The 26,319-nt window shown below is 68.5% G+C and carries 26 protein-coding genes; 5 read left to right on the top strand and 21 right to left on the bottom strand.

Annotation, left to right across the window (positions count from 1 at the left end; translation table 11 throughout):
• Window positions 1–39 precede the first annotated feature (39 nt).
• The 3 genes from MRBLWO12_RS17445 to MRBLWO12_RS17435 all read right to left on the bottom strand — a co-directional run bounded on the left by MRBLWO12_RS17445 (window position 40) and on the right by MRBLWO12_RS17435 (window position 2,781).
• Window positions 40–1,650 (bottom strand): molybdopterin-dependent oxidoreductase, encoded by a 1,611-nt coding sequence (locus tag MRBLWO12_RS17445; RefSeq protein WP_363557757.1) that lies wholly within the window; start codon window positions 1,648–1,650, stop codon window positions 40–42.
• Between the two features lie 97 nt (window positions 1,651–1,747).
• Window positions 1,748–2,035 carry a hypothetical protein gene (locus MRBLWO12_RS17440; RefSeq protein ID WP_363557755.1) on the bottom strand — a complete coding sequence of 96 codons (288 nt, stop codon included), beginning with the start codon at window positions 2,033–2,035 and terminating at the stop codon, window positions 1,748–1,750.
• A 47-nt stretch (window positions 2,036–2,082) separates the two neighbouring features.
• Entirely contained in the window at window positions 2,083–2,781 is a 699-nt protein-coding gene (locus tag MRBLWO12_RS17435; protein WP_141874129.1) for a GTP pyrophosphokinase, read from the bottom strand.
• 134 nt (window positions 2,782–2,915) lie between these two features.
• On the opposite strand from MRBLWO12_RS17435, the gene MRBLWO12_RS17430 reads away from it, so the two are divergent.
• Complete coding sequence (locus MRBLWO12_RS17430) at window positions 2,916–5,021, top strand: APC family permease (RefSeq protein ID WP_363558642.1); 2,106 nt, start codon at window positions 2,916–2,918, stop codon at window positions 5,019–5,021.
• Between the two features lie 96 nt (window positions 5,022–5,117).
• On the opposite strand, the gene MRBLWO12_RS17425 is transcribed toward MRBLWO12_RS17430, so the two are convergent.
• The 6 genes from MRBLWO12_RS17425 to MRBLWO12_RS17400 form a co-directional block, all read right to left on the bottom strand.
• The gene (locus tag MRBLWO12_RS17425) at window positions 5,118–6,281 is read right to left on the bottom strand and encodes an SLC13 family permease (RefSeq protein WP_363558640.1); all 1,164 of its coding nucleotides are present in this window, start codon (window positions 6,279–6,281) and stop codon (window positions 5,118–5,120) included.
• 66 nt (window positions 6,282–6,347) lie between these two features.
• Window positions 6,348–6,857, bottom strand: a complete 510-nt coding sequence (locus tag MRBLWO12_RS17420) for a hypothetical protein (protein WP_363557753.1) — start codon at window positions 6,855–6,857, stop codon at window positions 6,348–6,350.
• Window positions 6,854–7,369 carry a hypothetical protein gene (locus tag MRBLWO12_RS17415; RefSeq protein ID WP_363557751.1) on the bottom strand — a complete coding sequence of 172 codons (516 nt, stop codon included), beginning with the start codon at window positions 7,367–7,369 and terminating at the stop codon, window positions 6,854–6,856. Before MRBLWO12_RS17415 ends, MRBLWO12_RS17420 begins: the two co-directional genes overlap by 4 nt.
• 28 nt (window positions 7,370–7,397) lie before the next feature.
• A complete protein-coding gene (locus MRBLWO12_RS17410) occupies window positions 7,398–7,802 on the bottom strand; it encodes a hypothetical protein (protein ID WP_363557749.1) in 405 nt (134 codons plus the stop codon).
• 89 nt (window positions 7,803–7,891) lie between these two features.
• On the bottom strand, window positions 7,892–9,541 hold the full coding sequence (locus MRBLWO12_RS17405; RefSeq protein ID WP_363557747.1) for a hypothetical protein: 1,650 nt from the start codon (window positions 9,539–9,541) through the stop codon (window positions 7,892–7,894).
• Window positions 9,538–9,852: a hypothetical protein gene (locus MRBLWO12_RS17400; RefSeq protein ID WP_363557745.1), complete on the bottom strand. Its 315-nt coding sequence runs from the start codon at window positions 9,850–9,852 to the stop codon at window positions 9,538–9,540. Before MRBLWO12_RS17400 ends, MRBLWO12_RS17405 begins: the two co-directional genes overlap by 4 nt.
• A gap of 185 nt (window positions 9,853–10,037) precedes the next feature.
• Between MRBLWO12_RS17400 and MRBLWO12_RS17395 the strand changes: the two genes are divergently transcribed.
• Both MRBLWO12_RS17395 and MRBLWO12_RS17390 read left to right on the top strand, forming a co-directional pair.
• A complete protein-coding gene (locus MRBLWO12_RS17395; protein ID WP_363557743.1) occupies window positions 10,038–12,599 on the top strand; it encodes an ATP-binding protein in 2,562 nt (853 codons plus the stop codon).
• Entirely contained in the window at window positions 12,596–13,267 is a 672-nt protein-coding gene (locus MRBLWO12_RS17390) for a response regulator (RefSeq protein ID WP_363557741.1), read from the top strand. Before MRBLWO12_RS17395 ends, MRBLWO12_RS17390 begins: the two co-directional genes overlap by 4 nt.
• Window positions 13,268–13,357: 90 nt before the next feature.
• Here MRBLWO12_RS17390 and MRBLWO12_RS17385 read toward each other — a convergent pair whose 3' ends face one another.
• Both MRBLWO12_RS17385 and MRBLWO12_RS17380 read right to left on the bottom strand, forming a co-directional pair.
• Window positions 13,358–14,158: a TspO/MBR family protein gene (locus MRBLWO12_RS17385; RefSeq protein ID WP_363557739.1), complete on the bottom strand. Its 801-nt coding sequence runs from the start codon at window positions 14,156–14,158 to the stop codon at window positions 13,358–13,360.
• 102 nt (window positions 14,159–14,260) lie between these two features.
• Complete coding sequence (locus tag MRBLWO12_RS17380) at window positions 14,261–14,830, bottom strand: TetR/AcrR family transcriptional regulator (RefSeq protein ID WP_363557737.1); 570 nt, start codon at window positions 14,828–14,830, stop codon at window positions 14,261–14,263.
• 96 nt (window positions 14,831–14,926) lie between these two features.
• Here MRBLWO12_RS17380 and MRBLWO12_RS17375 point away from each other — a divergent pair, with 96 nt between their 5' ends.
• The gene (locus MRBLWO12_RS17375; RefSeq protein ID WP_363557735.1) at window positions 14,927–15,769 is read left to right on the top strand and encodes an alpha/beta fold hydrolase; all 843 of its coding nucleotides are present in this window, start codon (window positions 14,927–14,929) and stop codon (window positions 15,767–15,769) included.
• Between the two features lie 102 nt (window positions 15,770–15,871).
• On the opposite strand, the gene MRBLWO12_RS17370 is transcribed toward MRBLWO12_RS17375, so the two are convergent.
• The 3 genes from MRBLWO12_RS17370 to MRBLWO12_RS17360 are packed head-to-tail and all read right to left on the bottom strand — an operon-like array spanning window position 15,872 to window position 17,081.
• Window positions 15,872–16,060: a hypothetical protein gene (locus MRBLWO12_RS17370; protein WP_363557733.1), complete on the bottom strand. Its 189-nt coding sequence runs from the start codon at window positions 16,058–16,060 to the stop codon at window positions 15,872–15,874.
• On the bottom strand, window positions 16,033–16,293 hold the full coding sequence (locus MRBLWO12_RS17365; protein WP_363557731.1) for an alpha/beta fold hydrolase: 261 nt from the start codon (window positions 16,291–16,293) through the stop codon (window positions 16,033–16,035). Before MRBLWO12_RS17365 ends, MRBLWO12_RS17370 begins: the two co-directional genes overlap by 28 nt.
• The gene (locus tag MRBLWO12_RS17360) at window positions 16,290–17,081 is read right to left on the bottom strand and encodes an SDR family NAD(P)-dependent oxidoreductase (RefSeq protein ID WP_363557730.1); all 792 of its coding nucleotides are present in this window, start codon (window positions 17,079–17,081) and stop codon (window positions 16,290–16,292) included. Before MRBLWO12_RS17360 ends, MRBLWO12_RS17365 begins: the two co-directional genes overlap by 4 nt.
• Window positions 17,082–17,196: 115 nt before the next feature.
• On the opposite strand from MRBLWO12_RS17360, the gene MRBLWO12_RS17355 reads away from it, so the two are divergent.
• Entirely contained in the window at window positions 17,197–17,685 is a 489-nt protein-coding gene (locus MRBLWO12_RS17355; RefSeq protein ID WP_363557728.1) for a MarR family winged helix-turn-helix transcriptional regulator, read from the top strand.
• Window positions 17,686–17,781: 96 nt separating this feature from the next.
• Here the strand turns inward: MRBLWO12_RS17355 and MRBLWO12_RS17350 are convergent, their stop codons facing one another.
• From MRBLWO12_RS17350 to MRBLWO12_RS17320, 7 genes are all read right to left on the bottom strand, one after another.
• Window positions 17,782–18,738 (bottom strand): siderophore-interacting protein, encoded by a 957-nt coding sequence (locus tag MRBLWO12_RS17350; RefSeq protein WP_363557726.1) that lies wholly within the window; start codon window positions 18,736–18,738, stop codon window positions 17,782–17,784.
• Window positions 18,728–19,528, bottom strand: coding sequence for an ABC transporter ATP-binding protein (locus MRBLWO12_RS17345; protein WP_363557724.1), 801 nt, complete (start codon window positions 19,526–19,528; stop codon window positions 18,728–18,730). The genes MRBLWO12_RS17350 and MRBLWO12_RS17345 overlap by 11 nt, the downstream gene beginning before the upstream one ends.
• On the bottom strand, window positions 19,525–20,598 hold the full coding sequence (locus MRBLWO12_RS17340) for a FecCD family ABC transporter permease (RefSeq protein WP_363558638.1): 1,074 nt from the start codon (window positions 20,596–20,598) through the stop codon (window positions 19,525–19,527). Before MRBLWO12_RS17340 ends, MRBLWO12_RS17345 begins: the two co-directional genes overlap by 4 nt.
• 5 nt (window positions 20,599–20,603) lie before the next feature.
• Complete coding sequence (locus MRBLWO12_RS17335) at window positions 20,604–21,647, bottom strand: FecCD family ABC transporter permease (RefSeq protein ID WP_363557722.1); 1,044 nt, start codon at window positions 21,645–21,647, stop codon at window positions 20,604–20,606.
• A gap of 31 nt (window positions 21,648–21,678) precedes the next feature.
• Entirely contained in the window at window positions 21,679–22,713 is a 1,035-nt protein-coding gene (locus MRBLWO12_RS17330) for an iron-siderophore ABC transporter substrate-binding protein (RefSeq protein WP_363557720.1), read from the bottom strand.
• Between the two features lie 213 nt (window positions 22,714–22,926).
• Window positions 22,927–23,130, bottom strand: coding sequence for a cold-shock protein (locus MRBLWO12_RS17325; RefSeq protein ID WP_141874111.1), 204 nt, complete (start codon window positions 23,128–23,130; stop codon window positions 22,927–22,929).
• A 290-nt stretch (window positions 23,131–23,420) separates the two neighbouring features.
• Complete coding sequence (locus MRBLWO12_RS17320) at window positions 23,421–26,273, bottom strand: ATP-binding protein (protein ID WP_363557718.1); 2,853 nt, start codon at window positions 26,271–26,273, stop codon at window positions 23,421–23,423.
• Window positions 26,274–26,319 lie beyond the last annotated feature (46 nt).

Below are 26,319 nucleotides of genomic sequence, written 5' to 3'. Positions count from 1 at the left end.
GCTCCCACCTTAGGCCCGTGCGGGAGACGGCGCACCGAGTCAGGTGACCCGGACGAGCGAGCGCTGCCAGCCGGATGACCCGTTCGGCGCGATCGGCGCGCGTTCCTCGATCTGCAGGTCGCCGTTCTTGTTCACCGCACGGACGGCGACATAGTGGGTGCCGGGAGTGGCATCCCACTCCATGAACCACTGCACCCAGGTGTCGTCGTTGATGGGTGTCGAGAGCGTGGCCGCGACCCAGTCGCCGTCGTCGATGCGCACCTCGACGCGTTCGATGCCGACCGACTGCGCCCAGGCGACCCCGGCGATCGGGATCTTGCCCGCATCGACGGCCTCGCCGAGCTTGGGAGTGTCGACGCGTGACGCGAACTTGATCGGCGCCTCGGCGCTGTACCCGCGCGGCGTCCAGTAGGCCTCGTCGTCGGCGAAGGTCGTGACCTTGAGCTCGGTGAGCCACTTGGTCGCCGACACGTACCCGTAGAGCCCTGGCACGACCATCCGCACCGGGAAGCCGTGCTCGAGCGGCAGCGGTTCGCCGTTCATCGCCACCGCGAGGATGGCGTCGAGGTTGTCGTCGGTCAGCGCCGAGAGCGGGGTGCTCGCGGTGTAGCCGTCGACGCTGCGCGAGAGCACCATGTCGGCGCCGGACTTCACTCCGGCCTTCTTCAGCACGTCGCGCAGCGGCACCCCGAGCCACTTCGCGTTGCCGACGAGCTCGCCGCCGACCTCGTTCGACACGCACGTGAGCGTGATCGCGTACTCGTCGAGCCCCATGTCGAGGAGGTCCTGGAAGCTCATCTCGACCCGCTGGTCGACCATGCCGTCGATCACGAGGCGCCAGGTCTCCGGGTCGATCGTGGGAACCGTGAGCGCGGTGTCGACGCGGTAGAAGTCCTTGTTCGGGGTGAAGAGCTTGCTCAGTCCGGGGATGTCGAGCTCAGCGCCCTCCGGCACCATGACCGTGCTCTTCGGCGCGGGCAGTTTGAGGGCGCCGCGGATGGCCTCGACCGACGACACGGCCATGCTCACGGTGCGGGCAGTGATGCCGACGATCAGAGCGGATGCTCCGGCGACCGCGGTGAGCATGAAGAAGCGGCGGCGATCGAAGCCAGGGCGGGCGGTCACGCCGTCGACGGGTTCGATATCGGCCGGGGCGGTCTCGGTCGCGTCATCCGTCCGCACGCCGACCACCGAGGCTCGCCACGCACGCAGACGGCGGATGAGCAGCACGAGGATGAAGGACCCCGCGACGGTGCCGAGGACTGGGGGCAGGAACGCCAGCGGCGACACCGCAGCACGGGTCACGATCGCCGCGGTCGACAGCACGCCCGCGATCACCAGCGCGATCACTCCGAGCGGCGGACGCACCAGCTGCAGGATGCCGGCGATCGCCGAGGCGATGAGCACAGCCAGTCCGAGGCCGGCGAGCAGAGCGATCTTGTCGTACTCGCCGAAAGTGGCGATCGCGAACTCCTTGAACGGCTGCGGCACGATGTCGATCACGAAGCCGCCCACCGCGAGGATCGGGCTGGCCGCCCGCGCGAACAACAACGCGAAGAGCTCAGCCGTCGCGAGGAACACACCTCCGCCGATCACGCCCGCGAGCGCCGCCCACGCGAAGAACCTCTTGCCACTGCTGCGCTGCGCCATGATCGTCTCCTGTTCCACCGTCGCCGGTGTGGTCCAGGCTTGTTCGGAGCCGACGCGCGATCGGATGTGACGAGCTGCGACCGTCGCCGTGGCGCGGTCAGAGGCGACGGACGGTGATGGCCTCGCGGCCCTGGATCTGACGCAGCGTGCGCATGCACCGCGAGCACAGGATCTCGACCCGGCGCGGGTGGCCCTCACCGCAGACGCAGTCGACCGTCACACGCCACTTCGCCTTGCGTCCGCACGGCTGGTAGCCCTCGTCGTCGCCGTGGTCGCACTCGCAGATCTGGCGGCCGCGGTCGACACCCGCGAGGTCGTCGACCACCGTCACCTCATCGACGTCGCGCTCGGCGTCCACGGACACGGCATCCTGCATTCTCACCACCTGCCGATGCTCCCAGGGCAGCGGCGCCCTCGCAACACCGGCGGCGGTCAGACCGGGACGATGCGCGGAGGAGGCGGGGGCGCGAGCTGCCGCTGCGGCACCCCGTGCGCTTCCCGGTGCAGGCGCTCCATGCGGCTGTCGAGCTCCGCGGCCGCATCCGCGGCGTCCGTCAGGCTCTCGACGAGGTGCGACGGCACCTGGTTCGAGAACTTGTAGTAGATCTTGTGCTCGAGGCTGGCCCAGAAGTCCATGGCGATCGTGCGGAACTGCACCTCGACCGGCACCGACAGCGCGCCCGTCGAGAGGAACACCGGCACCTCGATGATCGCGTGCAGGCTCTTGTAGCCGTTGTCCTTCGGCGTCGCGATGTAGTCCTTGACGGTACGCACCGTGATGTCGTCCTGCGCGGTGAGCAGATCGAACAACCGGTACACGTCGGCCACGAAGCTGCAGGTCACCCGCACGCCGGCGATGTCGGTGATCTCGGCGCGGATGCGCTCGAAGTCCGGCTCCTCGATGCCCTTGCGGGCGATCTTCTCGACGATGCTGTCGGGAGTCTTGAGCCGGCTCTTGACGTGCTCGATCGGGTTGTACGCATGATGATGCGTGAACTCGTCGCGGAGGATCGAGATCTTCGTCTCGACCTCACGCATCCCGAACTCGTACTCACGCAGGAAGCGCTGGAACTCGTCGCGCAGTTCGCGCGTCTTGCGGATGGAGTCTTCGGTGACCTGAAGGGTCGTCATGCGTCCGACGTTACGCGTTCGTGATCGGAAATCCCTGTGGGTTCCCGATGACTCGACGCCTGGCGCGAGGAGGCGTAAGGATTCCGTGAGGGACGCGGTTCGAGCCGTAGGGATTCCGTGAGGATCGCGTGAGGATGCCGCAGGCGGGCGTAGCGTCGCCGGACGTGTCAGACGAAAACCACGACAGCACAGATGCGCCACCTCGCGCCAAGCGCATCCTCATCGGCGATCCGCTGACGAGCGAGCAGGTCGACGACCAACTCCTCCCCAAGCGCATGGCGCTGCCGATCTTCGCGTCCGACGCGTTGAGCTCGGTGGCCTACGCCCCACAGGAACTCGTGATGATCCTGCTGATCGGCGGGCTGACCTTCCTGTCGTTCACACCGCTGGTCGCGGCGGCCGTCGTGGTGCTGCTGATCGTGGTCGTGTTGAGCTACCGACAGCTGATCAAGGCGTATCCCTCCGGCGGTGGCGACTACGAGGTCGCGTCGAAGAACCTGGGCGAGATCCCCGGTGTGATCGTGGCCGCCGCGCTGCTCGTCGACTACGTGCTCACGGTCGCCGTCTCGGTCGCATCCGGCGTCGACAACATCATCTCCGCCGTTCCCGGTCTCGATCCGCTCCGGGTGGAGCTGGCGGTCGGCTTCGTGATCCTGATCATCATCGTGAACCTCCGCGGTGTGCGCGAAGCCTCTCTGGTCTTCGCGATCCCGACCTACGTGTTCATCGCCTCCGTCGGCTTGATGATCGTCACCGGCCTCATCCGCACCTTCCTCGGCGACGCCCCGATCGCCTCCAGCGCCGAGTTCTCGGTGCAGGCCGAGAACCTCAGCCAAGCGGCAGTGATCCTGCTCATCCTGCGCGCCTTCTCGAGCGGATGCTCGGCGCTCACCGGCGTGGAGGCCGTGTCGAACGGCGTGCCGGCGTTCCGTGCCCCGAAGGTGCGCAACGCCCAGTCGACGCTCGTGCTGATGGGGTCGATCGCCGCCTGCCTGTTCGCCGGACTCACGGCACTCGCCCTGATCACCGGCGTGCACTACGCCGAGAACCCCTGCGACCTCATCGGCTTCGACTGCACGAACCCGCAGCCCAGCCTGATGGCCCAGATCGCGAGCGCGACGTTCGGCGGCGGCAGCATCCTGTTCTTCATCGTGCAGGCGGCGACCGCGTGCGTGCTGCTGCTGGCGGCGAACACGGCATTCAACGGCTTCCCGCTGCTGGGGGCAGTGCTCGCCCGCGACGGCTACGCCCCGAAGTCGCTGAACACCCGCGGCGACCGCCTCGTGTTCTCGAACGGCATGATCCTGCTCGGTATCGGCGCGATGATCGTGCTCGTGGTGTTCCAGGCGCGACTGACGACCCTGATCCAGCTCTACATCATCGGTGTCTTCGTGTCGTTCTCCCTCGGACAGATCGGCATGGTGCGGCACTGGCGGAGAGTGCTGCGAGAGCCCGCAGAGGGCGCGAAGGCGTCCGGCATCGACGGCGCTTCGGCATCCGATCGTCGTTCCGCGAAGATCGGGCTCATCATCAACTCCGCCGGAGCGGTCATGACCGTGCTCGTGCTGTTGATCGTGACCGTCACGAAGTTCACCCACGGCGCTTACCTGGTGTTCTTCGCGATCCCGATCCTCGCCTTCCTGATGCTCGGGGTGAAGCGGTACTACCGCGACGTCGAGCACGAGATAGCGATCGACGACACCACCAGGTTCGGCGCGAAGGGCGACCTCGCCATCGTGCTCGTCAACCGGCTGCAGAAGCCTGTGGTGAAGGCCATCGACTACGCGATCGCGGCCAAACACGGCAAGACACTGGCCGTGCACGTCGCGGTGGCCTCCGACGATGCGGCCCAGCTGCAGAAGGACTGGGCCGACCACCTGGTGCCGATCCCGCTGGTGATCGTCGAGTCGCCGTACCGCTCGTTCGCGCAGCCGGTGACCCAGTTCATCAAGCAGTATCGCGAGAAGCACGGCTCATCGGTGGTGACCGTGTATCTGCCGCAGTACATCGTGGGGCACTGGTGGGAGTCGTTCCTGCACAACCGTCGCGCCCGGCGCCTCGCGAATCAGCTCATGCTCGTGCACGGCGTCTCGATCACGCTGGTGCCGTGGCTGCTCGACTCCTCTGAGCTCATCTACGGACGACGCTCGCGGCCGCTACCAGGACAGGAGCGTGCCGGTCGCCCCGTGGTCGTGAACGGACGCCGGGCGCATCGCCCCGCTGGCCCTCCGCAGGAGTGACCTGAGCCACAGGCTCGCCGGCGCTCTTCGCGAACGCACACCTTCCTGAGGTGAAGTGGGTGCGTATCTGCGACCGGAGGGCGGCGCTCGGCGCAGTCAGCCGGCGACGAGCGCCAGGGCGAGAGCGGCGACCACGACCGTCGGCACGGCGACGACGAGACCCCAGAGCATGAAGCGGCCCCAGCGGATCTCGACGCCGAGCGACACGATCCGGTGATGCCACAGCAGGGTCGCCAGCGACGCCCACGGCGTGATGAGCGGACCGAGGTTGACGCCGATCAACAGCGCCATCAGGGCCACCGGATCGCCCGCGGCCGGCTCGAGGATCAGGTACGCCGGCAGGTTGTTCACCCCGTTCGCCGTGAGGGCACCGAGGGCAGCGAGACCCAGGATCTCTCCGGCACCGTGACCGCTCGAGGCCAGTGACGTGAGGAAGTCGAGGATGCCGTTGGCGTGCGCGGTCTCGACCAGCACGAACAGAGCGGCGGCCAGCCCGATCGCCTGCCACGGCACGAGTGAGACGCGCAGCACGTGCCTCCGCCGCACCGCGAACAGCCCGACCAGGAGGAGCGCGGCGACCGTGGCCGGGATCCACACGTCGTGGGTCAGCGTGAGCAGCGGGAGCAGGATGACCAGCACTCCGGTCGCTCCCCAGAACAGCACGCGATCGGAGGGGCCTCCGGACTGCGGTACGCGGTAAGCGCCGAACAGGGTGCGGCGGTGGGCGATGGTCAGGATCGCGACCGGGATCAGCACCCCCACCAGCGTCGGCGCCCAGCTCAGGGCCAGGAACGCGCCGGGGTCGTCACCGATCGCCGGGGCGGCGAGCAGGTTCGTGAGGTTCGAGACCGGCAGGGCGAGGGATGCCGTGTTCGCGAGCCAGACCGTGGCGAGAGCGAACGGCAGCGGCGAGACCCCGATGCTCTGCGCCAGCACCACGACCACCGGCGTCACGATCACGGCCGTCGTGTCGAGCGAGAGGAACACCGTGCTCACCACGGCGAGCGCGACGACCGAGGCCCACAGGGCGATCACGCGACCGCGACCCCACTGCGCGAGGCGCTGCGCGAGCACGTCGAACACCGCCGCATCCCTGGCGAGTTCTGCGACGATCGTGATCGCCACGACGAACCCGAGCACCGGGGTGATGCGGGCCCCGAGCGCACCGGCATCCGCGGCGGGGAGCAGCCCGGTGAACACGCATACCGCCGCGACGACGATCAGCGCGAGGACCACCGCCGTCCCCGCGCCGAGCTTCATCCGCCGCGCACTCACCTCGTGAGCATAGATCCGCCCGGGAGTCGGGCGCACCAGGAACTCGCGTGCTCAGAAGCTGCCTCCCGGGTATGTGCCCTCCGGGAGGGTGAAGCACTGGGACCAGGAGTCGATGGATATAGTCACGGAGTCGTCTTGTCCGAAGAGATACGACTCGCCTGTTATCGGGGACTCTGCCGTGACCGTGTATTCGTCGAACATGTCCCGATAGTTGCTGATCATGAAGTCATCCTCCTCGACGAAGAGGGTGCCGAGACCTTCCTCCATCTGCTTCACCACGGCTTCGATCTCCGCTCCTGGCGCAAGCGTCACATAGGTGATTCCCGTCCACCGATGGCGCTTCTCGTCGCAGCTGAACAAAGAACCGGTCTCGTGCTGATCGACGCTGACGACTTCGTCTGCGGGTATGAGCCCCGCGATCCCCAGCTCCACCGCCTGCGCCGCTGCCTTCGCATCCTGCCACTCCACTGCAGTCGTCCTCTTCTCGATCGGCTGTCCGACGCACCCCGGTGTGACAAGCAGGATCACGACCGTGATTGCGAATCCCACTGCCTTCTTCACTCGCTCACCAGCTTTCGCATATGACGCAACGCGCGCTCATTCGCCGGATCGTCCGTCGCGATCAGGTTGTGGTTCTCCGTCAGCACCACGAAGTAGTCCTTCGGAACGCTGACCGTCGGGCGGCCGAGGCTGCCGTTGTCTGCCCGGTCGAGAACCTGGTCATTCGGACCGACGTAGTAGTCGTCGTGCTCGAACGCGGGGTTCGACCGCGGATTGTTGCCGTCCCAGACGACGCCGAGATCCTGACCGGTCTGCAGGACGTCCCGATACGAGAGGTCGGCGTAGACGGTGTCGGGATCGGGCGTCCACTCCGGCAGCATCCCGGCGCCATAGCAACGGAACAACGTCCCCTCCTCATGCTGAGCGATATCGACGATCTCCTCGCTCAGAACGAGTAAGACGATTTCGAGTTCGCGCGCCTGCGCGGTGGCCTTCGCCTGTGCCCAAGTCACGTTGCTCTGGACCCGCCCCGACTCGGCGGAGCACCCAGTGTCCATGGCGACGAGCGCCACGGCACCCGTCGCCATGAACGGCGCGCACTCAGAAGTCGCCTCCCGGGTACGTGCCCTCAGGCAGGGTGAAGCACGCCGACCACGAGTCGATGAGAATCACCCCTGGGTCTCCTTCGCCGAACAGGTATCCTTCGTCCGTCTCTCGGGATCTCAGCTCCGCAACATAGACATTCGCCACGTCGCGATAGTTCGTCACATCGAACGCCCCGTCATCGTTGAACTGCCCTTCGATCTGCCGCGTTACAGCCTCGGCGTCCGCTCCGGATGCGAGAATCACCCTCGTGATCCCCTTCCATCTGTGCCGGGTCTCATCGCAACTGAAGAGACCTCCCTTATCGTTCTGGTCGACGCTGACCACCAACACTTCAGGGATGAGCGCGGCAATACGCAGCTCCATTGCTTGGGTCCTTGTCTTCGCCTGTTCCCAGGTCACGCGGCTTCCCTCCTCCTCAACCCGCGGAGGCGCGCACCCGGTCAATACGAGCAGCAAGGTGGACATCGCCGCCACCACATACCATCGCTTCACCGTCGCACCAACCTGCCGATGTCTCGGAGTGCGCGCTCATTGGCCGGATCGTCCGTCGCGATCAGGTTGTGATTCTCGGTCAGCACTGTGAAGTAGTTCTTCGGAACGCTGACCGTCGGGCGCCCGAGACTGCCGTTGTCGGCTCTGTCGAGAACCTCGTCGTTCGGGCCCAGGTAGTAGTCCCCGTGTTCGAACGCCGGGTGGGAACGCGGGTTGTTGCCGTCCCAGACGACGCCGAGATCCTGACCGGTCTGCAGGACGTCCCGATACGAGAAGTCGGCGTAGACCGTGCCGGGGTCGGGCGTCCACTCCGGCAGCATCCCGGCGCCCGACAGCGAGACGACCTTGTCGAACTCAGCGCCAGCGACCTCGGAACTCGTCACGTTCGCCAGGCCCCAGCTGTGCCCGAAGGCATCCTGCTCAGCGGCGGCGAGCTGCGGATCCGCCCGCACCCCCGCCTCAAAACGCGCCAGCTGCCGGCCCGCCTCTGCTGCACGCTGCTGATCGTTCGCCTCGACGATCCGCAGCGGATCCGCGCCCCCCAACTCGGGGTTCTCGCCGGGGAACAGACCGTCCTTGTAGACGAAGGCCACAGTTCCGGGCACAGCTCGAACCATCTCTGCCGCAACCTGCTGCACCTGTCCGCCGTAGAAGTCGCCGAGGCTCGTGAAGGTGCCCGGCACGTAGGTCAGCACGCGCTGCGGCACCTGCGCGAGGTCGCCGATCACCTCGACGATGCGCGAGAAGACGCGGTCGTACAGATACAGCTGCACACTGCCGTCGAGCACCTGGCGCAGGTACGCGATCTCCTTCGCCAGGAACGCCGACCGCTCGGACCCCTCGGGCTCAGCAGCATGCTCGGCTTCCGCCGCCTCGATCCACACCTCAGCATTCGCCTGGTTCGCCCGTACGCGCACGGCAGCCGGCATCCCGTCCATCGCGCCGAGCTCCGCCGGATGCGCGACGATCAGCTCTTCCTGCAGCTCCGGATGCGCCAGCCACAGCGCCAGCACCGCGGCCGGGGTGTCGGCGGAGAGCAGGTCGTCCAGCAGATCACGCGCCTCGAGCGTCGACAACGCGCCCGTCTCGCCCACCAGCGCCCGCACGCCGGCGTCATACGCCTCGTCCCACGCCGCGAAGTGGAACTCGTAGCGCGCCCAGAGGTCGTCGAGGTCTTCTTCGGCCCGTCGCCTCTCCGTGATGCTGTCGGATGCCGCATCCTGCGCCTTCTGCGCTGCGACCGGATCCTCGCCGTCCGCCGCCGCGAGAGCGCTGCGCCCCGCCGCCTCAGATGCGGCGCTCAGTCGTGCGCACGCCGCGTGGGCGGCCTCGATGTCCTCGATCAGCGCGTTCGCCCGGCGCGCGTGCTCGTCGTGGGACTTCGCGTACCCGGCCAGCACGGACGAGACCGTCTGCGCCAGCGCGATGTGCGACCCGACGGTCGTGAGGATGTCGAGGGCATCCGCCCGCACCGAGCTCACCGCCTGCCCCATTCCCGGCAACCCGGTGGCGCGCGCAGATGCGCCCCGCAACGCACGCAGATGCTCGGCCAGCATCGTGAACTGATCCACCCAGCGCGACATCGTGCCGACGTCACCCGTGATCCGTTCCAGGGGGTAGCCCCTGTTCGGAGATGTCAATGTCATCCCGCCGCATCCCCCGACAGTTCCTGGTCGAGAGCCGCGTAGTTCGACGTGATCGCGGTGATCGTCTCGGCGAGCGCCATGCCGACTTCCCAGTACGCGAACGACGCGTCGTGGAGCTGGTCCATCCGGCGGTTCAGCTCGACCTTCAGCGGATACCGCCCGATCGGTGTCTCGACGCCAGGATCATCGCCGCTGAGGCACGGGACATCGAACTGCAACGTCGAGGCCACCCCGGTGAAATCGGTCACCGATTCCTGCAGATCGTCGTAGAACAGTTCCACCGCCGTCACGAAAGCACCCCCAGTACTCATGAGGAGCTTATGCGTCCTCAGGCGAGGACATCCAGCCCCTGAAGTAGGGGTCTATTCACTCCGCCGGAAGCCGAGGCGCGCACGCAGACGGAGTCTAGGATTCAAGGGCGGGATCGGGGATTCCTCGGCAAGGAGCGCATCGACGTCGCCGAGTTCCATCTCGCGCTCGATGAGCGGGAGGGCGCATGGGCGGAGAGCAGACGCGCAGCGACGAGCAGGGGCCCACCCGACGCGGGCGCCTGCGTGTGCTGCTCGGCGCGGCCCCGGGCGTCGGGAAGACGTTCGAGATGCTCGCCGAGGGTCGGCGCCTGCTCGACGACGGCCGCGACGTCGTGATCGCGGTCGTCGAGACGCACGACCGGGCGGCGACGCACGCGCTGACGATCGGGCTTCCCGAGATCCCCCGACGCTCCGCCGCCCACTGCGGCATCACCCTGACCGAGCTCGACGTCGACGCGGTGATCGCCCGCCATCCCGAGATCGCCCTGGTCGACGAACTGGCGCACACGAACATCCCCGGCTCGCTGCATCCGAAGCGCTGGCAGGACGTCGAGTTGCTGCGCGATGCCGGCATCGACGTGATCACCACGGTCAACGTGCAGCACATCGAATCGCTGAGCGCCGCGGTCGAGAAGATCACCGGTATCGCCCCGCAGGAGACGATCCCGGACGCCGTGGTGCGCGCGGCGGATGAGATCGAGGTCGTCGACCTGGCGCCGCAGTCCCTGCGCGACAGACTCTCCGCAGGACTCGTCTACCCCGCCGAGCGCATCGACGCCGCGCTGTCGAACTACTTCCGCCTGGGCAACCTCACCGCCCTGCGCGAGCTCGCGCTGCTCTGGCTCGCCGACGAGGTCGACAGTGCCCTGCGCAGCTACCGCGCCGACCACGGCATCGCGGGCAGCTGGCAGGCGCGAGAGCGCGTGGTCGTGGCGCTGACCGGAGGCCCGGAGGGTGAGACGCTGCTGCGCCGCGGAGCACGGATCGCCGCACGGTCGGCCGGAAGCGAGCTGCTCGCCGTGCACGTATCCACCCAGAACGGCCTACGCGCCGAGACCCCGGGCGCGCTGGCCGCCCAGCGCGCACTGGTGGAGTCACTGGGCGGCAGCTTCCACCAGATCATCGGCGACGACATCCCCCGCACCCTCGTCGATTTCGCCCAGGGCGCGGATGCCACTCAGCTCGTGATCGGCGTGAGCCGGCGCAGTCGACTGATGGCGGCGCTGACCGGACCGGGGATCGGATCGGAGATCGTCAACGCCTCCGGCGACATCGACGTGCACATCGTGACGCACGCCGCGGCCGGCGGTCGGGCGGCGCTCCCGCGCATCACCGGTGGGGCACTGGGATGGCGCCGCCAGGTGCTCGGCTTCACGGTCGCGCTCGTGTTCGGCCCCTTGCTGTCGTGGATGCTGTTCACGCTCCGCAGCCCCGAGTCGATCACGGCCGAGGTCCTCGCCTATCAGCTGCTCGTGGTCGTCGTCGCACTCATCGGCGGGCTGCGGCCCGCAGTGTTCGCCGCCGTGCTCTCGGGAGTCACGCTCGACTTCCTCTTCGTCGCCCCGCTCTTCACGATCACGGTCGCGCATCCGCTGCACGCTCTCGCGCTCACGCTCTACGTCATCATCGCGATCCTGGTGAGCCTGATCGTCGACCAAGCGGCGAGACGCGCACGCACGGCCAAACGTGCCACCGCGGAGGCCGAGCTGCTCGCGGCCGTGGCCGGCAACGTGCTGCGTGGCGACAACGCCGTACTCGCCCTCGTGAGCCGCACCCGCGAGGCGTTCGGGCTGAGCGGGGTGCGGCTGCTCTCCCCCGACGGCGAGGTGCTGGCCCGCGACGGCGAACCCCTGCGCGACGGGCGCGCCACCACGATTCCGGTGCTCTCAGCATCCGACACGACACCCAGGGCCCTGCTCGAACTGCACGGCGACCCGCTCGACGGCCCGGCCCGTCGCCTGCTCGATGCGATCGTCGCCCAGCTGTCAGCCGCGATGGAGCACACCGACCTGCGCGCCACGGCGCAGGAGGCGGTGGCTCTCGCCGAGACCGATCAGGTGCGCAGTGCGCTGCTCTCGGCCCTCAGCCACGACCTGCGCCGCCCGCTGGCCTCGGCGGTCGCTGCGATCGGCGGGCTGCGCGGTGCTCACGAGCTCTCGCCCGACGACCGCGCCGAGCTTCTCGCGACGGCCGACGAGAGCCTCGCGACGCTGTCGACGCTCGTCACCGATCTGCTCGACGCAAGCCGGGTGCAGGCCGGAGTGCTCGCCGTGTCCGCACAGCGCCTGGATGCCACGTCGCCGATCCTCGCGGCCGTCGACGAACTCGGACTGGGACCGGCCGACGTCGACCTGACGCTCGACCCCGACCTTCCCGCGCTGCACGCCGACCCTGTGCTGCTGCAGCGCGTCCTGGTGAACGTGCTCGCCAACGCCCATCGCCACTCACCCCCGGACCGCCGGGTGATCATCTCGACGAGCATGATCGGCGACCGCGCCGAGATCCGCATCATCGACCGCGGAGAGGGAGTGCCCGTCGAACAGCGCGACCGCATCTTCCAGCCGTTCCAGCGCTTCGGCGACACCGACAACACGACCGGGCTCGGCCTCGGACTCGCCCTGTCGCGCGGGTTCACCGAGGGGATGGGCGGTAGCCTGACACCAGAGGACACCCCGGGTGGAGGACTCACGATGGTCATCTCGCTGCCTCTGGCTGCAGCGGATCCGCACAGGGAGGACACGGAGTGAAGCTCCTCATCGCCGACGACGACCCGCAGATGGTGCGGGCACTGCGCATCACCCTCGCCGCACACGGCTACGAGGTCGTGGTCGCGGCCGACGGTGCCGCAGCGATCGCCGCAGCGGCGCAGTCACACCCCGACCTCATCATGCTCGACCTCGGCATGCCCCAACTCGATGGCATCGAGGTGATCCAGGCGCTGCGCGGCTGGACGAACGTGCCCATCATCGTGGTCTCCGGGCGCACCGGTTCGGCCGACAAGGTCGATGCGCTGGACGCCGGCGCCGACGACTTCGTCACCAAGCCGTTCCAGGTCGACGAACTGCTGGCGCGGCTGCGCGCCCTGTCACGGCGATCACTCCCCGCGAGCGGGGAATCGGCAGTCTCGTTCGGCGACGTGGTCGTCGACCTCTCGACCAAGACCGTCTCCCGTGCGGGCGCCCGCGTGCACCTGACCCCGACCGAGTGGCGGATGCTCGAGCACCTCGCCCGGCATCCCGGAGCACTCGTCACCCGGCAGGATCTGCTGAAGGAGATCTGGGGCAGCGAGCAGGTCTCCGACTCCGGCTACCTGCGGCTGTACATGTCGCAGTTGCGCAAGAAGCTCGAGCAGGAGCCCAGCGCCCCGGTGCATCTGCTGACCGAGTCGGGCATGGGGTACCGGCTGGTCCTCTGAGTCTCGGATCACCGGCATGGCGGGCTGACGCACCTTCTGCGGCCGATCCGCACGGATCCCTCCGCAGAAGGTGACTGTGGCCGCAGAAGTTCAGGCAGAAACGGCGGCTCCTCGCCCGCGCCGTCTCCGCACGGCGAGCGCACCGGCCACCACCAGGACCACGGCGACGATGATCGCGGCGACCGCGGTCACGGTGCTCTCGGGTACGCCGGTCAGGCGTCCCACCGCGAGCCAGGCCAGTCCCCACGCGGTCGCGAGCGCGGGAGCGATGCGGCCGGTCAGCCACGCACTGGCCACGCCGATGACCATCACCACGACGAGCACGACGACGGCCCAGACCTCGGCCTGATCAGCCCAGCTCTCGGGCGCGGTCTGCGTGAGCCAGGCGGCGATGTTGGCGACGGTCGCGATCGTGACCCAGCCGAAGTGGAGGCCGTTGGCCCCGTCGACCAGCAGGCGCTCCGGCCATCCGCGGGCGGGGTGGCGGCCGAGGATGACGACCACACGAGCCAGGGTCGCGAGCAGCAGCGCGATCACGATCACCGTCGCGATGAGCGACCAGAACTGGGCGGTGACCAGCCACAACCCGTTAAGCACCATCGACGCCGCGATCCAGCCGCCGACGGCGCGCTGCCGGGGATCCTGCCGCTGCGCAGGCAACGCCTGCCACACCGTGTACGCGATGAGCCCGACGTAGATGAGCGACCAGATCGAGAAGGCCGGCCCCGCGGGGGCGAGGTAGGAGCCCTGCGCCGACAGCGCACCGTCCTGGAGCTCGCTGACGGAGGTGCCGCCGAAGGCACCCGCCCCGACGGCCGCGGCGATCAGCATGAAGGATGCCGCGGCGATGACCACCGTCTGCCTGGTGATGTCCCTGCTCCGAGATTCCATGCCCGGACACTACCGAGGCTTCCATTCCCGCGCATCCACCTTGACAGCGGCGGCGAAAACGTCTAACCAGGCGAGAGATATCTGTCCGAGGAGGGGAACCGCTCAGACGCGTGCCGGGATCGCGGCGTCGATCAGCACCTCGGCAGCGCCGCGCGCCTGCACCGCGACCTGCGGGTCGGCGGAGATCGCCGCGGTGCTCTGCGCCCCCTCGGCGAGGATCGAGAGCTGCGCTGCCAGCGCGGCGGGGGCTCCGATCTCGGCGACGAGTCGGGCCATGTACGCCTGGAACGACGCCTTGTGCGCGCGCACGATCGCAGCCACCTCGGGATTGGTGCCACCCAGTTCACCGAAGGCATTGATGAAGGCGCAGCCGCGGAAGCTGTCGGTGCAGAACCAGTCCTCCAGGTAGCCGTACACCGCGAGCAGCCGCGCACGAGGGTCGTGACCGGCATCCGCCACCGCCGTCGAGAGCCCGGATTCCCACTCGGCGTGCCTGCGGGCGAGCACAGCGGCGACGATGTCGTTCTTGGCGGGGAACAGTCCATAGAGGCGACGCAGCGACACACCGGCGCTCTGACGAAGCTCGTCCATGCCGACGGCCGCGTAACCCTTGCGGTAGTAGAGCTCCTCGGCGGCGGCGAGGATGCGTTCGCGGGCGTCTTCTTCGGTCATACCCAGAAGTGTACTTGACATGAGAACGGTCGTTCTCTAGATTGAGGACATCGAGCGAGAACGATCGTTCTCACCGGAATTGAAAGGACCAGCATCATGGGTTACATCACCGTCGGGAACGAGAACAGCACCGCGATCGAGCTGTACTACGAAGACCAGGGAGCCGGCCAGCCGGTCGTCCTGATCCACGGCTATCCGCTCGACGGACACAGCTGGGAGCGCCAGACGCGCGAGCTGCTCGCCCAGGGCTACCGGGTCATCACCTACGACCGCCGCGGATTCGGCCAGTCCTCCAAGGTGAACGCGGGCTACGACTACGACACCTTCGCCGCCGACCTCAACACGGTGCTCGAGACGCTCGACCTGCGCGACGTGGTGCTCGTGGGCTTCTCGATGGGCACCGGTGAGCTCGCCCGCTACGTCGCCCACTACGGCCACGAGCGCGTCGCCAAGCTCGCCTTCCTCGCCTCCCTCGAGCCGTTCCTGGTACAGCGCGACGACAACCCCGAGGGCGTGCCGCAGGAGGTCTTCGACGGCATCGAGGCCGCAGCCAAGGGCGACCGCTTCGCGTGGTTCACCGACTTCTACCAGAACTTCTACAACCTCGACGAGAACCTCGGCTCGCGCATCAGCCAGGAGGCCGTCACCGGCAGCTGGAACGTCGCGATCGGCAGCGCGCCCGTCGCCGCCTACGCCGTCGTCTCGTCCTGGATCGAGGACTTCCGCGCCGACGTCGAGGCCGTCGCAGCCGCCGCGAAGCCGACCCTGATCCTGCACGGCACCAAGGACAACATCCTCCCGATCGACGCCACCGCGCGCCGATTCCACCAGGCAGTCCCCGCGGCCGACTACGTCGAGGTCGAAGGCGCACCCCACGGCCTGCTCTGGACCCATGCCGACGAGGTCAACGCCGCGCTGAAGGACTTCCTGAGCAAGTAGGTCGCGCGGCAGCATCCGCATCTCGGAGTTCTGCGGCATCTCGGATCATCCCGTGTGGATCGGTCCGAGATGCCGCAGTTCTCCGAAGAGCGATCGGATGCCCTACGACGCGAGCACCGCGCGGAGCTTGGCGGCGAAGGCCTCGGGCTGTCCGGCGTAGCCGAACTCGCCGCGCATGAACCCGCCGTGGTGGCTCGGGAAGACCGTGGCCTGCTGGCCGAGCTTCTCGGCGAGGGCGATCGAGGTACGGCCGGTGTAGACCTTCAGAGACTCCTCGCCGACCGCGACCACGATCGCGTCGGCGCGGCCTTCAGCGCCTCGATGATCGCGTGGACGTCCTCCGCCTGGATCTCGGGTTCGTTCGTGACTGCGCCGTCCTTGCGGATGCTGCGGCCGAGGCCGCGGGGGTCGTATGTCACGACCGTGCGGTCCTCGAACAGCGTCACCTGCGCCTGGAACCCGCTCGCATCCACCGGTTCGCCCCAGGGGAATCCCCAGGGGCGCCGACGCCGTCGGTGACTCACAGCATCGCGGTGAGCACTCCTCCATCCGCACGCAACGCCGCACCGTTCGTCGCCGACGAGAGGGGGCTCGCCAGGTAGGTGACCAGGTGGGCGATCTCGGTCGGTTCGATGAACCGCTCGAGCAGGGTTGTCGAGTTCTGGCCGATGATGGCATCCTTCATCGCCTCCGCCGACAGCGCCTGCGCCTCGGCGACCGCCGCCACGGACGCGGCGACACCGTGGGAGAAGGTGGGCCCGCCGAGCACGGTATTGACCGTGACGGCGGTGCCGCGCGTGAGCTTCGCCAGACCGTTGCTTACCGCGAGCATCGCCGCCTTCGTCATGCCGTAGTGCACCATGTCAGCCGGCACGTTGACACCGGACTCACTGCTGATGAAGACGATGCGACCCCACCCGCGCTGACGCATCCCGCCGAGCACGGCGCGCGAGAGACGCACCCCGCTCATCACGTTGACCTCGAAGTACCGCATCCAGTCGTCATCGGCGATCGACGCGAAGTCGGCGAGGCCGAACAGCCCGACGTTGTTCACGAGGATGTCGATCTCGCCGAGCGCGGCAGTGAGCGCCGCAACCTCGTCGGCCTTCGCGAAGTCGGCGGCGCGACCCGACACTCGCGCATCGGGATAGTCGGCACGAAGCCGCTCGACCGCCGCCTCGACCCGCAGCGCGTCACGCCCGTTCAGCATCACCTCCGCGCCCTCCGCGGCGAGCGACGCCGCGATCGCGTACCCGATTCCCTGGCTCGAGCCGCTGATGAATGCCCTCTTGCCCTGCAGTCGCAGATCCATTCCATCCTTCAATCTGCGCCATCCGGCGCATCTATGACTTGCTTAAGCAAGTGATGGTACGCGCTTTGGACTTGCTTGAGCAAGTGAATTGATACTTCTGAGGTAGCCTCGTCCCATGACCGAGCACGCCACCGATGAGCCACTCACTCCGGATGAGCTGGAGACGTGGGCTCCCGTGGCCACGCTGCTCGAACGTCTCCCCGCCGCACTCGACGCACAACTGCAGCGAGACAGCGGACTCACCCACTTCGAGCACGGCATCCTGTTCGCGCTCGACTCAGCCCCGCAGCGGTCTTTGCGGCTGAGCGTGCTCGCGAGCTACGCGAGCAGCACGCTCTCACGCCTCTCCCGCGCCGTCTCGCGACTCGAGGCGAAGGGTTGGGTGCGCCGGGAGATCGATCCAGAGGACGGGCGGTTCACACTGGGGGTTCTCACGCCGGCGGGGCACGAGAAGGTCGTCGAGTCGACCCCCGCACACCACGCACTCGTACGCCGATTGATCTTCGACACCCTGACCACCGCCCAGGCCCGTCAGCTGCGCACGATCAGTCGTCGTGTGTCAGCGACCATCGGCCCGGACGACGGATGGCGGCCCGCGGGGTGACCGCAATACTGCACCGACCGCTTCGCGCTGCGGCCGGGGAGCCGGTGCGATGCGTCCATCACGCTGCGTCCTGCTGATCGGACTCGAAAAGCAGCCTCAGCCGCGCATGGCGACGCCGCGGCGCCAGTACCCCATGAAGGCCACCTGCGAGCGGTCGATGCCGAGGTCCTTCACGAGATGGCGGCGCAGTGTCGTGACGACACCGCTCTCGCCCGCGATCCAGAAGTAGCGCTCGGCCGGAGCATCCGCCGCCGCGATCTCCTCGCCGAGTCCCGAGTAGTCGGGCGTCTCCCAGAGCAGGTCCTCGGTGTCGATGTCCTTCACACGGATCTCGTCCGTCGCATCAGCATCGCCGAGGTGCGCGAGCACCGCAGGGATCAGTCGCAGCCCGTGCGGATCACCGGCATCACGGGGGAGCCAGTGCACCTCGACACCGGACGGCACGTCGATCCGCAGGATGTCGGCGGGCGACGGCACCTCGATGAAGGCGACGCCGCGCAGGTCGCTCGGGGCATCCTCGAGGATGCGGGCGATCGCCGGGGCGGCCGTCTCGTCACCCGCGAGCACGACCGAGGCTGCGGTTCCGGGGGCGTACTCGGCCCCACCGTGCGCATCGGCATCCACCCCGCGGCGCGGACCGACGAGGTACAGCTCCTGCCCCACGGCGGCGGTGCTCGCCCAGCGGGACGCGGGGCCCGTGAGACCGGGCTCGAGGTGCAGCACGAAGTCGACGTCGACCTCGGTGCCCTCTGCGTCGACACGCAGATCACGGACCGAGTAGGTGCGCATCGATCCGCGCTCTTCCTCAGGCACCGCGAGGAACGAGCCCCACCAGTCGCCGTTCTCGCGGTCGAGGGTCGGCAGCACGCCGGATGCCGGGGGGAAGATGAGCTTGATGCGGCTGTCGAAGACATCGCCGGGGGTGCCGAACTCGAACAGTTCGTCGCCGCCGAAGGTCACCCGCACGAACGAGGGCGAGACGCGGTTCACCGCACGCACCTCGGCGCGTGCGAGCACGTAGGTGGGGCGTTCGGTGGTGGTCTCAGCGGACATGGTGCCTCCCGATGGGTGTGACCATCGGCTTGCCGGAGACAGGGTCGATGGTGATCTGATTGGCGAGGCCGAAGACCTCTTCGACGAGGGAGGCGGTGACGACATCCTGCGGTGCGCCGATCGCGTGCACCCGTCCCTCCTTCATGGCGACCAGCTCGTCGGCGTAACGCGCGGCGAGGTTGAGGTCGTGCAGCACCATCACGATGGTCGTGCCGCGCGAGACGCTCAGGTCGGTGAGCAGGTCGAGCACCTCGACCTGGTGCGCGACGTCGAGGAACGTGGTCGGCTCGTCGAGCAGCAGGATGTCGGTCTCCTGCGCGAGCGCCATCGCGATCCACACGCGCTGGCGCTGCCCGCCCGACAGCTCGTCGACGCTGCGGTCGGCGAGCTCGGTCGTCCCCGTGGCCGCGAGGGCGTCTGCCACGACCTCGTAGTCATGGGCGCTCCAGCGCGCGAGCACCTTCTGGTGCGGATGGCGGCCTCGGCCCACCAGATCGGCGACGGCGATGCCCTCGGGCGCGACCGGCGACTGCGGCAGCAGGCCGAGGATACGGGCGACCTCCTTGGTCGGACGTGCGTGCACCGACTTGCCGTCGAGCACGACCTGTCCGGCACTGGGCGACAGGAGCCGGGCGAGCGAACGCAGCAGCGTCGACTTGCCGCATCCGTTCGCCCCGACGATCGTGGTGATCTTGCCGGGGCTGATCTGCAGGTCGAGCGTGTCGATGATGGTGCGGTCGCCGTACGAGAGGGTGACCCCCTCCGCCGACAGTGTGTGCGAGACGGTCACAGCGAGCCCCCAGTGCGGTTGGTGCGGATGAGGAGATAGATCAGATAGGGCGCGCCGAGCACACCCGTGATGACGCCGACCGGGTAGCGGGCGCCGAGGGCGTACTGGCCGATCAGGTCACCACCGAGCACCAGCACCGCACCGACGAACGCGCTGGGCAGCAGCAGGTTCGCGCCCGGCCCCGTGATGCGGGCGGCGATGGGTCCGGCCATGAAGGCGACGAACGCGATGGGCCCGGTCGCGGCGGTGGCGAAGGCCAGCAGCGCCACCGCGCCGAGGATGAACAGGAGCCGAGTGCGATTCACGCGCACGCCGAGACCCGAGGCCGAGTCGTCGCCCAGCTGCAGGGCACCCAGCGCCCTGCCCTGCGTGAGCATCAGCGGCAGGATGACGGCTGCGGCGATCGCCAGCGGCGTCACCCGCTCCCAGGACGCGTTGTTCAGGCTGCCGGTGAGCCACTGCATGGCGGTCTGGATGTCCCAGCTCGCGGCGCGCGACAGCATGTACGAGATGACGCTCTGCAGCATGGCCGCGATACCGATGCCGATCAGGATCAGTCGGGTGCCGGCGAAGCCGCCCTTGATCGAGAGCAGGTAGATCACTCCTGCGGTCACGAGCGCGCCGCCGAGGGCCAGCAGCGAGACGACGGGTCCGTTCAGCGACAGCACGATGATGCCGAGCACGGCTGCGGCGCCCGCGCCATCGGAGATGCCGATGATGTCGGGCGAGGCGAGCGGATTGCGCAGCAGGGTCTGGAAGCACACGCCCGCGATGCCGAACGAGACGCCGGCGAGCACGGCCAGCACCGTGCGCGGCAATCGCAGCTCGCCGACGGTGAAGGACGCGCCGGGCACGGTCTCGCCGAGGATCACGCGGATGACCTGCTCGGGCGTGTAGAACGTGTTGCCCACCATGAGCGCGACGGCGAAGAGGGCGAACAACAGGATGCCCAGCACGATGGTGGCGATCGCGTGGCGGCGATGGCGGGCGCGGCGTCCGGCGATGATCGCGGCGACACCGGCAGCGAGGTCGCCGGAAGCGGGAGGTTGCGCAGCGGTGTTCTGCTTCACGGTGCTCACAGTTCCCGCACCTTCTGACGGCGGACGATCCAGATGAAGAACGGGGCTCCCACGATCGCGGTGATGATGCCCACCTGGATCTCTTCGGACGAAGGCGAGATCACGCGGCCGATGATGTCGCTCGCGAGCAGCAGCGCCGCACCGGCGAGGGCCGAGAACGGCAGCAGCCAGCGGTGGTCAGTGCCGATCAGCAGGCGGCAGACGTGCGGGATCACCAGGCCGACGAACCCGATCGGTCCGGCGATGGCGGTCGCCGCACCGGCGAGGATCACGGCGCCCAGCGCCGACATCAGGCGGGTGCGGAAGACGTGCTCCCCGAGCCCCTTGGCCATGTCGTCGCCGAGCGCGAGGGAGTTCATGCCGCGGGCGCTCGCGAAGCAGATGAGTGCGCCGAGCGCGAGGACCGGAGCGGTCAAGGCGATGCGCGGCCACTCCGCACCGCCGACGCCGCCGATCTGCCAGGACTGGAACGCCTGCAGCAGATCGACGCGGGGCAGCATGATCGCGCTGATGAGCGAGGCGAAGGCGGCGGAGGTGGCCGCTCCCGCGAGGGCGAGCTTGAGCGGTGTCGCTCCCCCTCGTCCGAGCGATCCGACCGTGTAGACGAAGGTCGCGGCGACCGCGGCGCCGACGATCGCGAGGGCCATCTGCCCGTAGGGGTTCGAGAGACCCAGGAACGCGATGCCGATCACGACCGCGAGCGACGCACCGTTCGAGACGCCGAGGATGCCGGGGTCGGCGATCGGATTGCGGGTCACGGCCTGCATGGTGGCGCCGGAGAGCGCGAGGGCGGCGCCGACCAGCAGCGCGAGCACCGTGCGAGGCAGCCTCTTGACGATCGCGGCCTGGGCGAGGGTGTCGGTCTGCCCGCCGAGAGCCGCGGAGATGTCGTCGATGCTCACCGCGCGCACTCCGAAGCACACCGACAGCACGCAGAGCACGAGCAGCACGCCCAGCCCGATCAGCAGCCAGAGGGTACGCGCCCACGCCGGACGCCGCAGGTCTGCGGCGCCCGGCGTGGGAACGGTGACGGTGGCCACTGTGTTCAGTGCACGGAGCGGGAGCCGAGGCTCACTTCGCCGCGAGCGGCGCGGCCAGAAGGGCCAGGTAGTCGCTCAGACCCCACGGGATCGACAGCGGCGAGGGGTTCGCGGATGCCGCGACTGGGGTGGCGTCGGGCAGGATCGCGATCCGCCCCTCGGCGATGGCCGGGATCTTGGAGAGCAGCGGGTCGGCCTGCAGCGTGGCGATGAGCGAGTCGTCTCCGTAGGTGACGAACACATCGACGTCGGCGAACTTGTCGGCCTCTTCCGAGCTGACCGTGAGGTAGAACTGGTCGCTGCCGGCGTTCTCCTCGACGATCGACGGGAGCGGGAGCCCCAGGTCGTCGTGCAGGAAGCCGGGGCGCGTGTCGATCGCCGTGTAGTAGCCGATCTGGCTGAGGTCGGTCGGGTCGACGTAGGCGAACAGGACCTTCTTGTCCTTGAGGATGCTGTTCTCCTCGAGCGCTGCCTCGGAATCGGCGTGCAGGTCCTCGATCAGCGCCTGCCCCTCTGCCTCCAGGCCGAGTGCCTTCGAGTTCAGCTCGATCATGTCGTCGACCGAGGTCCCCCAGGCGACCTTGGGGTAGGCGACGACCGGAGCGATCTTGGAGAGGGTGTCGTACTCCTCCTGCGTCAGACCGGAGTAGGCGGCGAGGATGACGTCGGGCTCGGTGTCGGCCACAGCCTCGTAGTCGATGCCGTCGGTCTCATCGAACAGCACAGGGGTGTCGGCGCCCAGCTCGTCGAGCTTCTCCTCGACCCAGGGCAGCACGCCGTTGTCGTCGTCGTCACCCCAGGTGGCCTTGCTCATGCCGACCGGGACGACGCCGAGGGCCAGCGGCACCTCGTGGTTCGCCCACGCGATCGTGGCGATGCGCTCGGGCTTCTCGGCGATCGTGGTCTCGCCGTACACGTGCTCGATCGTGACCGGGAAGGCGGAGGGGTCAGCCGGATTGGCGCCGACCACGTCTGCGGTGTCATCGGTCTTCGGCGTGGCACACGCGGCGAGACTGAGAGCGAGCGCTGCGGCGATACCGGCAGCGAGAAGTCGAGAGGTGCGCACAGGCATTCCCTTCGGAGGGTGGCAGGGGGGGGGGGGGGGAGGCTTTGGTAAGCCTGCCCTAATCTAACAGAGAGTTAGGCCTCCCTAATAAGCCAATGGTCTGGACTTACCGGACCCCGCGGAACAGGCTGGGCGGATGTGCTCGCCCAGGGAACGCAGAAGCCGGCCGGACCCACAAGGGGTCCGACCGGCTTCCGGACGATCAGTGCGCGCTCAGAGAGCGCGGATGTTCGCAGCCTGCATGCCCTTGGGGCCACGCTCAGCGTCGAATTCGACCTTCTGGTTCTCGCGGAGCTCCTTGAAGCCCGAGCCCGTGATCGCCGAGTAGTGGGCGAACAGGTCGTCGGAGCCGTCATCGGGAGCGATGAAGCCGAAGCCCTTTTCCGCGTTGAACCATTTCACAGTGCCAGTGGCCATGTGTTTCTTCTTTCTGTTGATCTAGCCGCTGTTTTACACGGCTTGTGCATCGCACCGGAACAACCGGAGGATACGAGTGAGCCTCCCTCCGAACGGAAGGGGCGAAGTTTCAGGGGATCCGTGCCGAACCAATCGGCGCAGAATTCGGATCCAGATGTCGGGCCACACACGTCGCAGCAAGCGTTCGCGGGCCGGTGATGAATGACGCCTCCGGAAAGAGGCACGTTGCCAACCGTACCACGCCATCTCTGCGAGCGCGCCCCCGACTTTCGCGCGCGGTCACCGGCTGCTCAGGACAGCACGGCAGAGGCGCGGGCAGCCAGCGCCGCCTCGGTGCGTGTGCTCACCCCGAGCTTCCGCAGCACCGCCGACACATGCACGCTCACGGTCTTCACGCTGATGAACAGCCGCTCGCCGATCTGGCGGTTGCTCAGCCCCTCGGCGATGAGCGCCAGCACCTGGCGTTCGCGTGCGGTGAGGAGCGCGGACTCGTCTTCTCCGCCCGCCCGCAGCCCGGCCGCGGTCGCGAAGCCCGCTACCGCGGCCTGCAGCTGCACGTGACCCAGCGCATCGGCGATCGTCTCGGCGTCTGCCAGCAGCGATGCCGCCGCGGCACGATCGCCCGCATGCACGAGCATCCGTGCGCGTTCGATGCGACTGACGACGCGGAAGGTGACCGGTACGTCTTCGCCGTCGGCGAGATCGATCGCCTCGTCGAGCGTTTCTGCCGTCGGAACGAGCAGTGCGTCGAGAATCACGGACCAGGTGCCGGCTCTCAGTTGCGCGGACTGCGCGGCCCAGGCCGCAGCGACCGCACGCGATGCCTCGCTCACATCATCGCCGGCAGCGCGCAGCTCGGCGATGATCGCCCCGGCCTGCAGCAGCAGCCGTCGCTGGTGGAGCAGCACGGGACCTTCGTCGTCGATCATCGCGAGAATCGCGGCGAGCGCTCCTCGCGGGTCTCCAGCGCTCTCGGCGACGGCGACGGCCATCACCACGCGGTCGTACCAGATCTGCCGCTCGACGGCTCCCGTTTCCTCGAACGCCGGAAGCCATTCGCGCATCGCCTCCGCCGCCTCGGCGGAACGCCCTCGCCACGCGAGCACGCGCACCCGCGTCATCGTCGCGTACATGCGGAACACCCGCAGGGTGCCCTGCATGAAGTCTCGCGCGAGCAACTCCTCCACACGGGTGATCTCGCCGCGCTCGAGCAGGGGCACCACCATGTTCTGCGTCATGATCGACCCGGAGGTGCGCTCCACGCCGAACAGCCGAGAGCGCGCGAGTCCTTCCTCGGCGAGCAGCAGCGCCTCGCGGTAGCGGCCGAGCAGGCCCAGAAGGTCGGAGTAGTTGACCCGGTAACGCATCTCCGCCGTCGACCCGCGCGCGAGGTCGCGGGCGAGCGTGTATTCGCGGATGCCGCCCTCGATGTCGCCCAGGTGCGCGCGCGAGGCTCCTCGCACGTTCGCGGCGATCGAGAGCTGATCATCGGATTGCGCGCGCTCAGCCGCCTCGGCGGCCTCGGTCGCGATCGCGATCGCCTCCACGCGATCACCCGCGATCATGCGGCGACTCGCCAGCTGGTTCAGCAGCTCCGCCCTGAGCTGGTCATCATCGACTCTCTCGTCGACGATCGCGAGCGCCTGCAGCAGCAGGGGGATCGCGCCGGGGCGTCCGAGGTTCACCAGATACAGCGCCTTGTTGCGGAGCAGGCGCGCATGCAGTCGAGGATCGATGGTCACTGGATCGACCTCGTCGAGCGCGAGATTGGCGACCGCGAGCGCGCGTTCACCGTCGCCCGCATTGCGCAGGATGGACCCGAGGGCATGGAGCAGTTCGAGGTGCGAGACCTCGGCCGCATCTGCCGCATCAGGCACCTGCGGCCACAGGTCGAGAGCGAGCTCGCCGAAGCGGGCGGCGGCTCCGAACGCGAACCGCGCCTTGGCGTGACGCATCGCTTCGACGGCCGCGATGAGGGCGCGGCGCTCGTCTTGCGCGAGCTGCCAGTGGTACGCCAGCGCCGCCGCATCGCCGCTCTCGGTGTCGTCGCAGTACTCCTCGAGCGTCTCGGCGTAGGCGCGGTGCAGCCTCGACCGCTCCCCCGGCAGCAGGTCGGCGTGCACGGCTTCGCGGAGCAGAGCATGCCGGAAGCGGTAGAGATCGTCGGAGATGACGAGGATGCCGATGCCCATCGCCTCGCGGAGCGCGTCGTCGAGTCGCTCCTCACCCAGGGCGGCCAGTCGCGCGAGGAGGGGATGAGCGAGCGGGCGTTCCGCGCCCGAGGCGACCTGGACCACCCGACGAGCGTCGTCGCCGAGACGGTCGAACCGACCGAGCAGGATGTCGCGGAGGCCGTCGGGCAGCGGTCCCGCCGTGCACCCGGCGATCTCCTCGACGAAGAACGGGACGCCTTCTGCGCGCTCCTGCACGCGCTCGAGCGCGCCCTCGCTGAGGGGATGGCCGGTGATCTGCTCGGCGAGCGCCCGCACGGCATCCGTTCCGAGACGCTGCAGAGCGATGCGATCGAGCAGCCTCGCCCTGGTCGCCTCCGCGATGAACCGGCTGACCGCATCGCCGCGGCGCACATCGTCGGAGCGGCAGCTGAGAAGCAGAAGCACCCTCCCACGCGTGAGCGTGCGCAACAGGAAGGAGAGGATCGCGAGCGTCGACTCGTCGGCCCAGTGCAGATCCTCCACGATGAGCACCTGCGGGGCACGGGATGCCGCCGTCTCGATGAGCGTCGCGATCGCGTCGCGGAGTCGTTCGGGGCTGGTGCGTTCGCGGTCGGTCGGCACCGGGACCAGCTCGGGGAGCAGCATGCCTAGTGCCTCGGCTCCCACGCCCACGGCCTCACGCACCTCGTCGACGCCCACCGTCGAGACCAGCGAACGCAGGATGCCGGTGAGAGGGCCGTAGGGGGTGCGCGCGGCGCCCAGGTCGAGGCACCAGCCGACATGCACATCGGCCCGATCTGCGACGTGCGCCGCGAACTCCCGCAGCAGCCGCGACTTCCCGATACCTGCCTCGCCCTCGACCAGCAGGGCAGCCGGCGTTCCTTCCACGGCGCCCTCGAATGCGCGAAACACGCCGGCGAGATCGGCGTCACGACCGACCATGGCGGAGCTGGGACCGAACGAGGGCATGGATTCATGCTCCCACTCCCCGCCGACATCCGGGGCGCTGTGCGTG

Origin of the sequence: Microbacterium sp. LWO12-1.2 (assembly GCF_040675875.1) — a bacterium.
Lineage (GTDB): Bacteria > Actinomycetota > Actinomycetes > Actinomycetales > Microbacteriaceae > Microbacterium.
This window is presented reverse-complemented; position numbering and strand designations above follow the sequence as displayed.

Coding starts and splice junctions, on each gene's coding strand:
- MRBLWO12_RS17445 (WP_363557757.1), bottom strand. CDS start 1,650: ATGGCGCAGCGCAGCAGTGGCAAGAGGTTCTTCGCGTGGGCGGCGCTC.
- MRBLWO12_RS17435 (WP_141874129.1), bottom strand. CDS start 2,781: ATGACGACCCTTCAGGTCACCGAAGACTCCATCCGCAAGACGCGCGAA.
- MRBLWO12_RS17430 (WP_363558642.1), top strand. CDS start 2,916: ATGCCGCAGGCGGGCGTAGCGTCGCCGGACGTGTCAGACGAAAACCAC.
- MRBLWO12_RS17425 (WP_363558640.1), bottom strand. CDS start 6,281: ATGAAGCTCGGCGCGGGGACGGCGGTGGTCCTCGCGCTGATCGTCGTC.
- MRBLWO12_RS17405 (WP_363557747.1), bottom strand. CDS start 9,541: ATGACATTGACATCTCCGAACAGGGGCTACCCCCTGGAACGGATCACG.
- MRBLWO12_RS17400 (WP_363557745.1), bottom strand. CDS start 9,852: ATGAGTACTGGGGGTGCTTTCGTGACGGCGGTGGAACTGTTCTACGAC.
- MRBLWO12_RS17395 (WP_363557743.1), top strand. CDS start 10,038: ATGGGCGGAGAGCAGACGCGCAGCGACGAGCAGGGGCCCACCCGACGC.
- MRBLWO12_RS17385 (WP_363557739.1), bottom strand. CDS start 14,158: ATGGAATCTCGGAGCAGGGACATCACCAGGCAGACGGTGGTCATCGCC.
- MRBLWO12_RS17380 (WP_363557737.1), bottom strand. CDS start 14,830: ATGACCGAAGAAGACGCCCGCGAACGCATCCTCGCCGCCGCCGAGGAG.
- MRBLWO12_RS17375 (WP_363557735.1), top strand. CDS start 14,927: ATGGGTTACATCACCGTCGGGAACGAGAACAGCACCGCGATCGAGCTG.
- MRBLWO12_RS17360 (WP_363557730.1), bottom strand. CDS start 17,081: ATGGATCTGCGACTGCAGGGCAAGAGGGCATTCATCAGCGGCTCGAGC.
- MRBLWO12_RS17355 (WP_363557728.1), top strand. CDS start 17,197: ATGACCGAGCACGCCACCGATGAGCCACTCACTCCGGATGAGCTGGAG.
- MRBLWO12_RS17350 (WP_363557726.1), bottom strand. CDS start 18,738: ATGTCCGCTGAGACCACCACCGAACGCCCCACCTACGTGCTCGCACGC.
- MRBLWO12_RS17325 (WP_141874111.1), bottom strand. CDS start 23,130: ATGGCCACTGGCACTGTGAAATGGTTCAACGCGGAAAAGGGCTTCGGC.
- MRBLWO12_RS17320 (WP_363557718.1), bottom strand. CDS start 26,273: ATGCCCTCGTTCGGTCCCAGCTCCGCCATGGTCGGTCGTGACGCCGAT.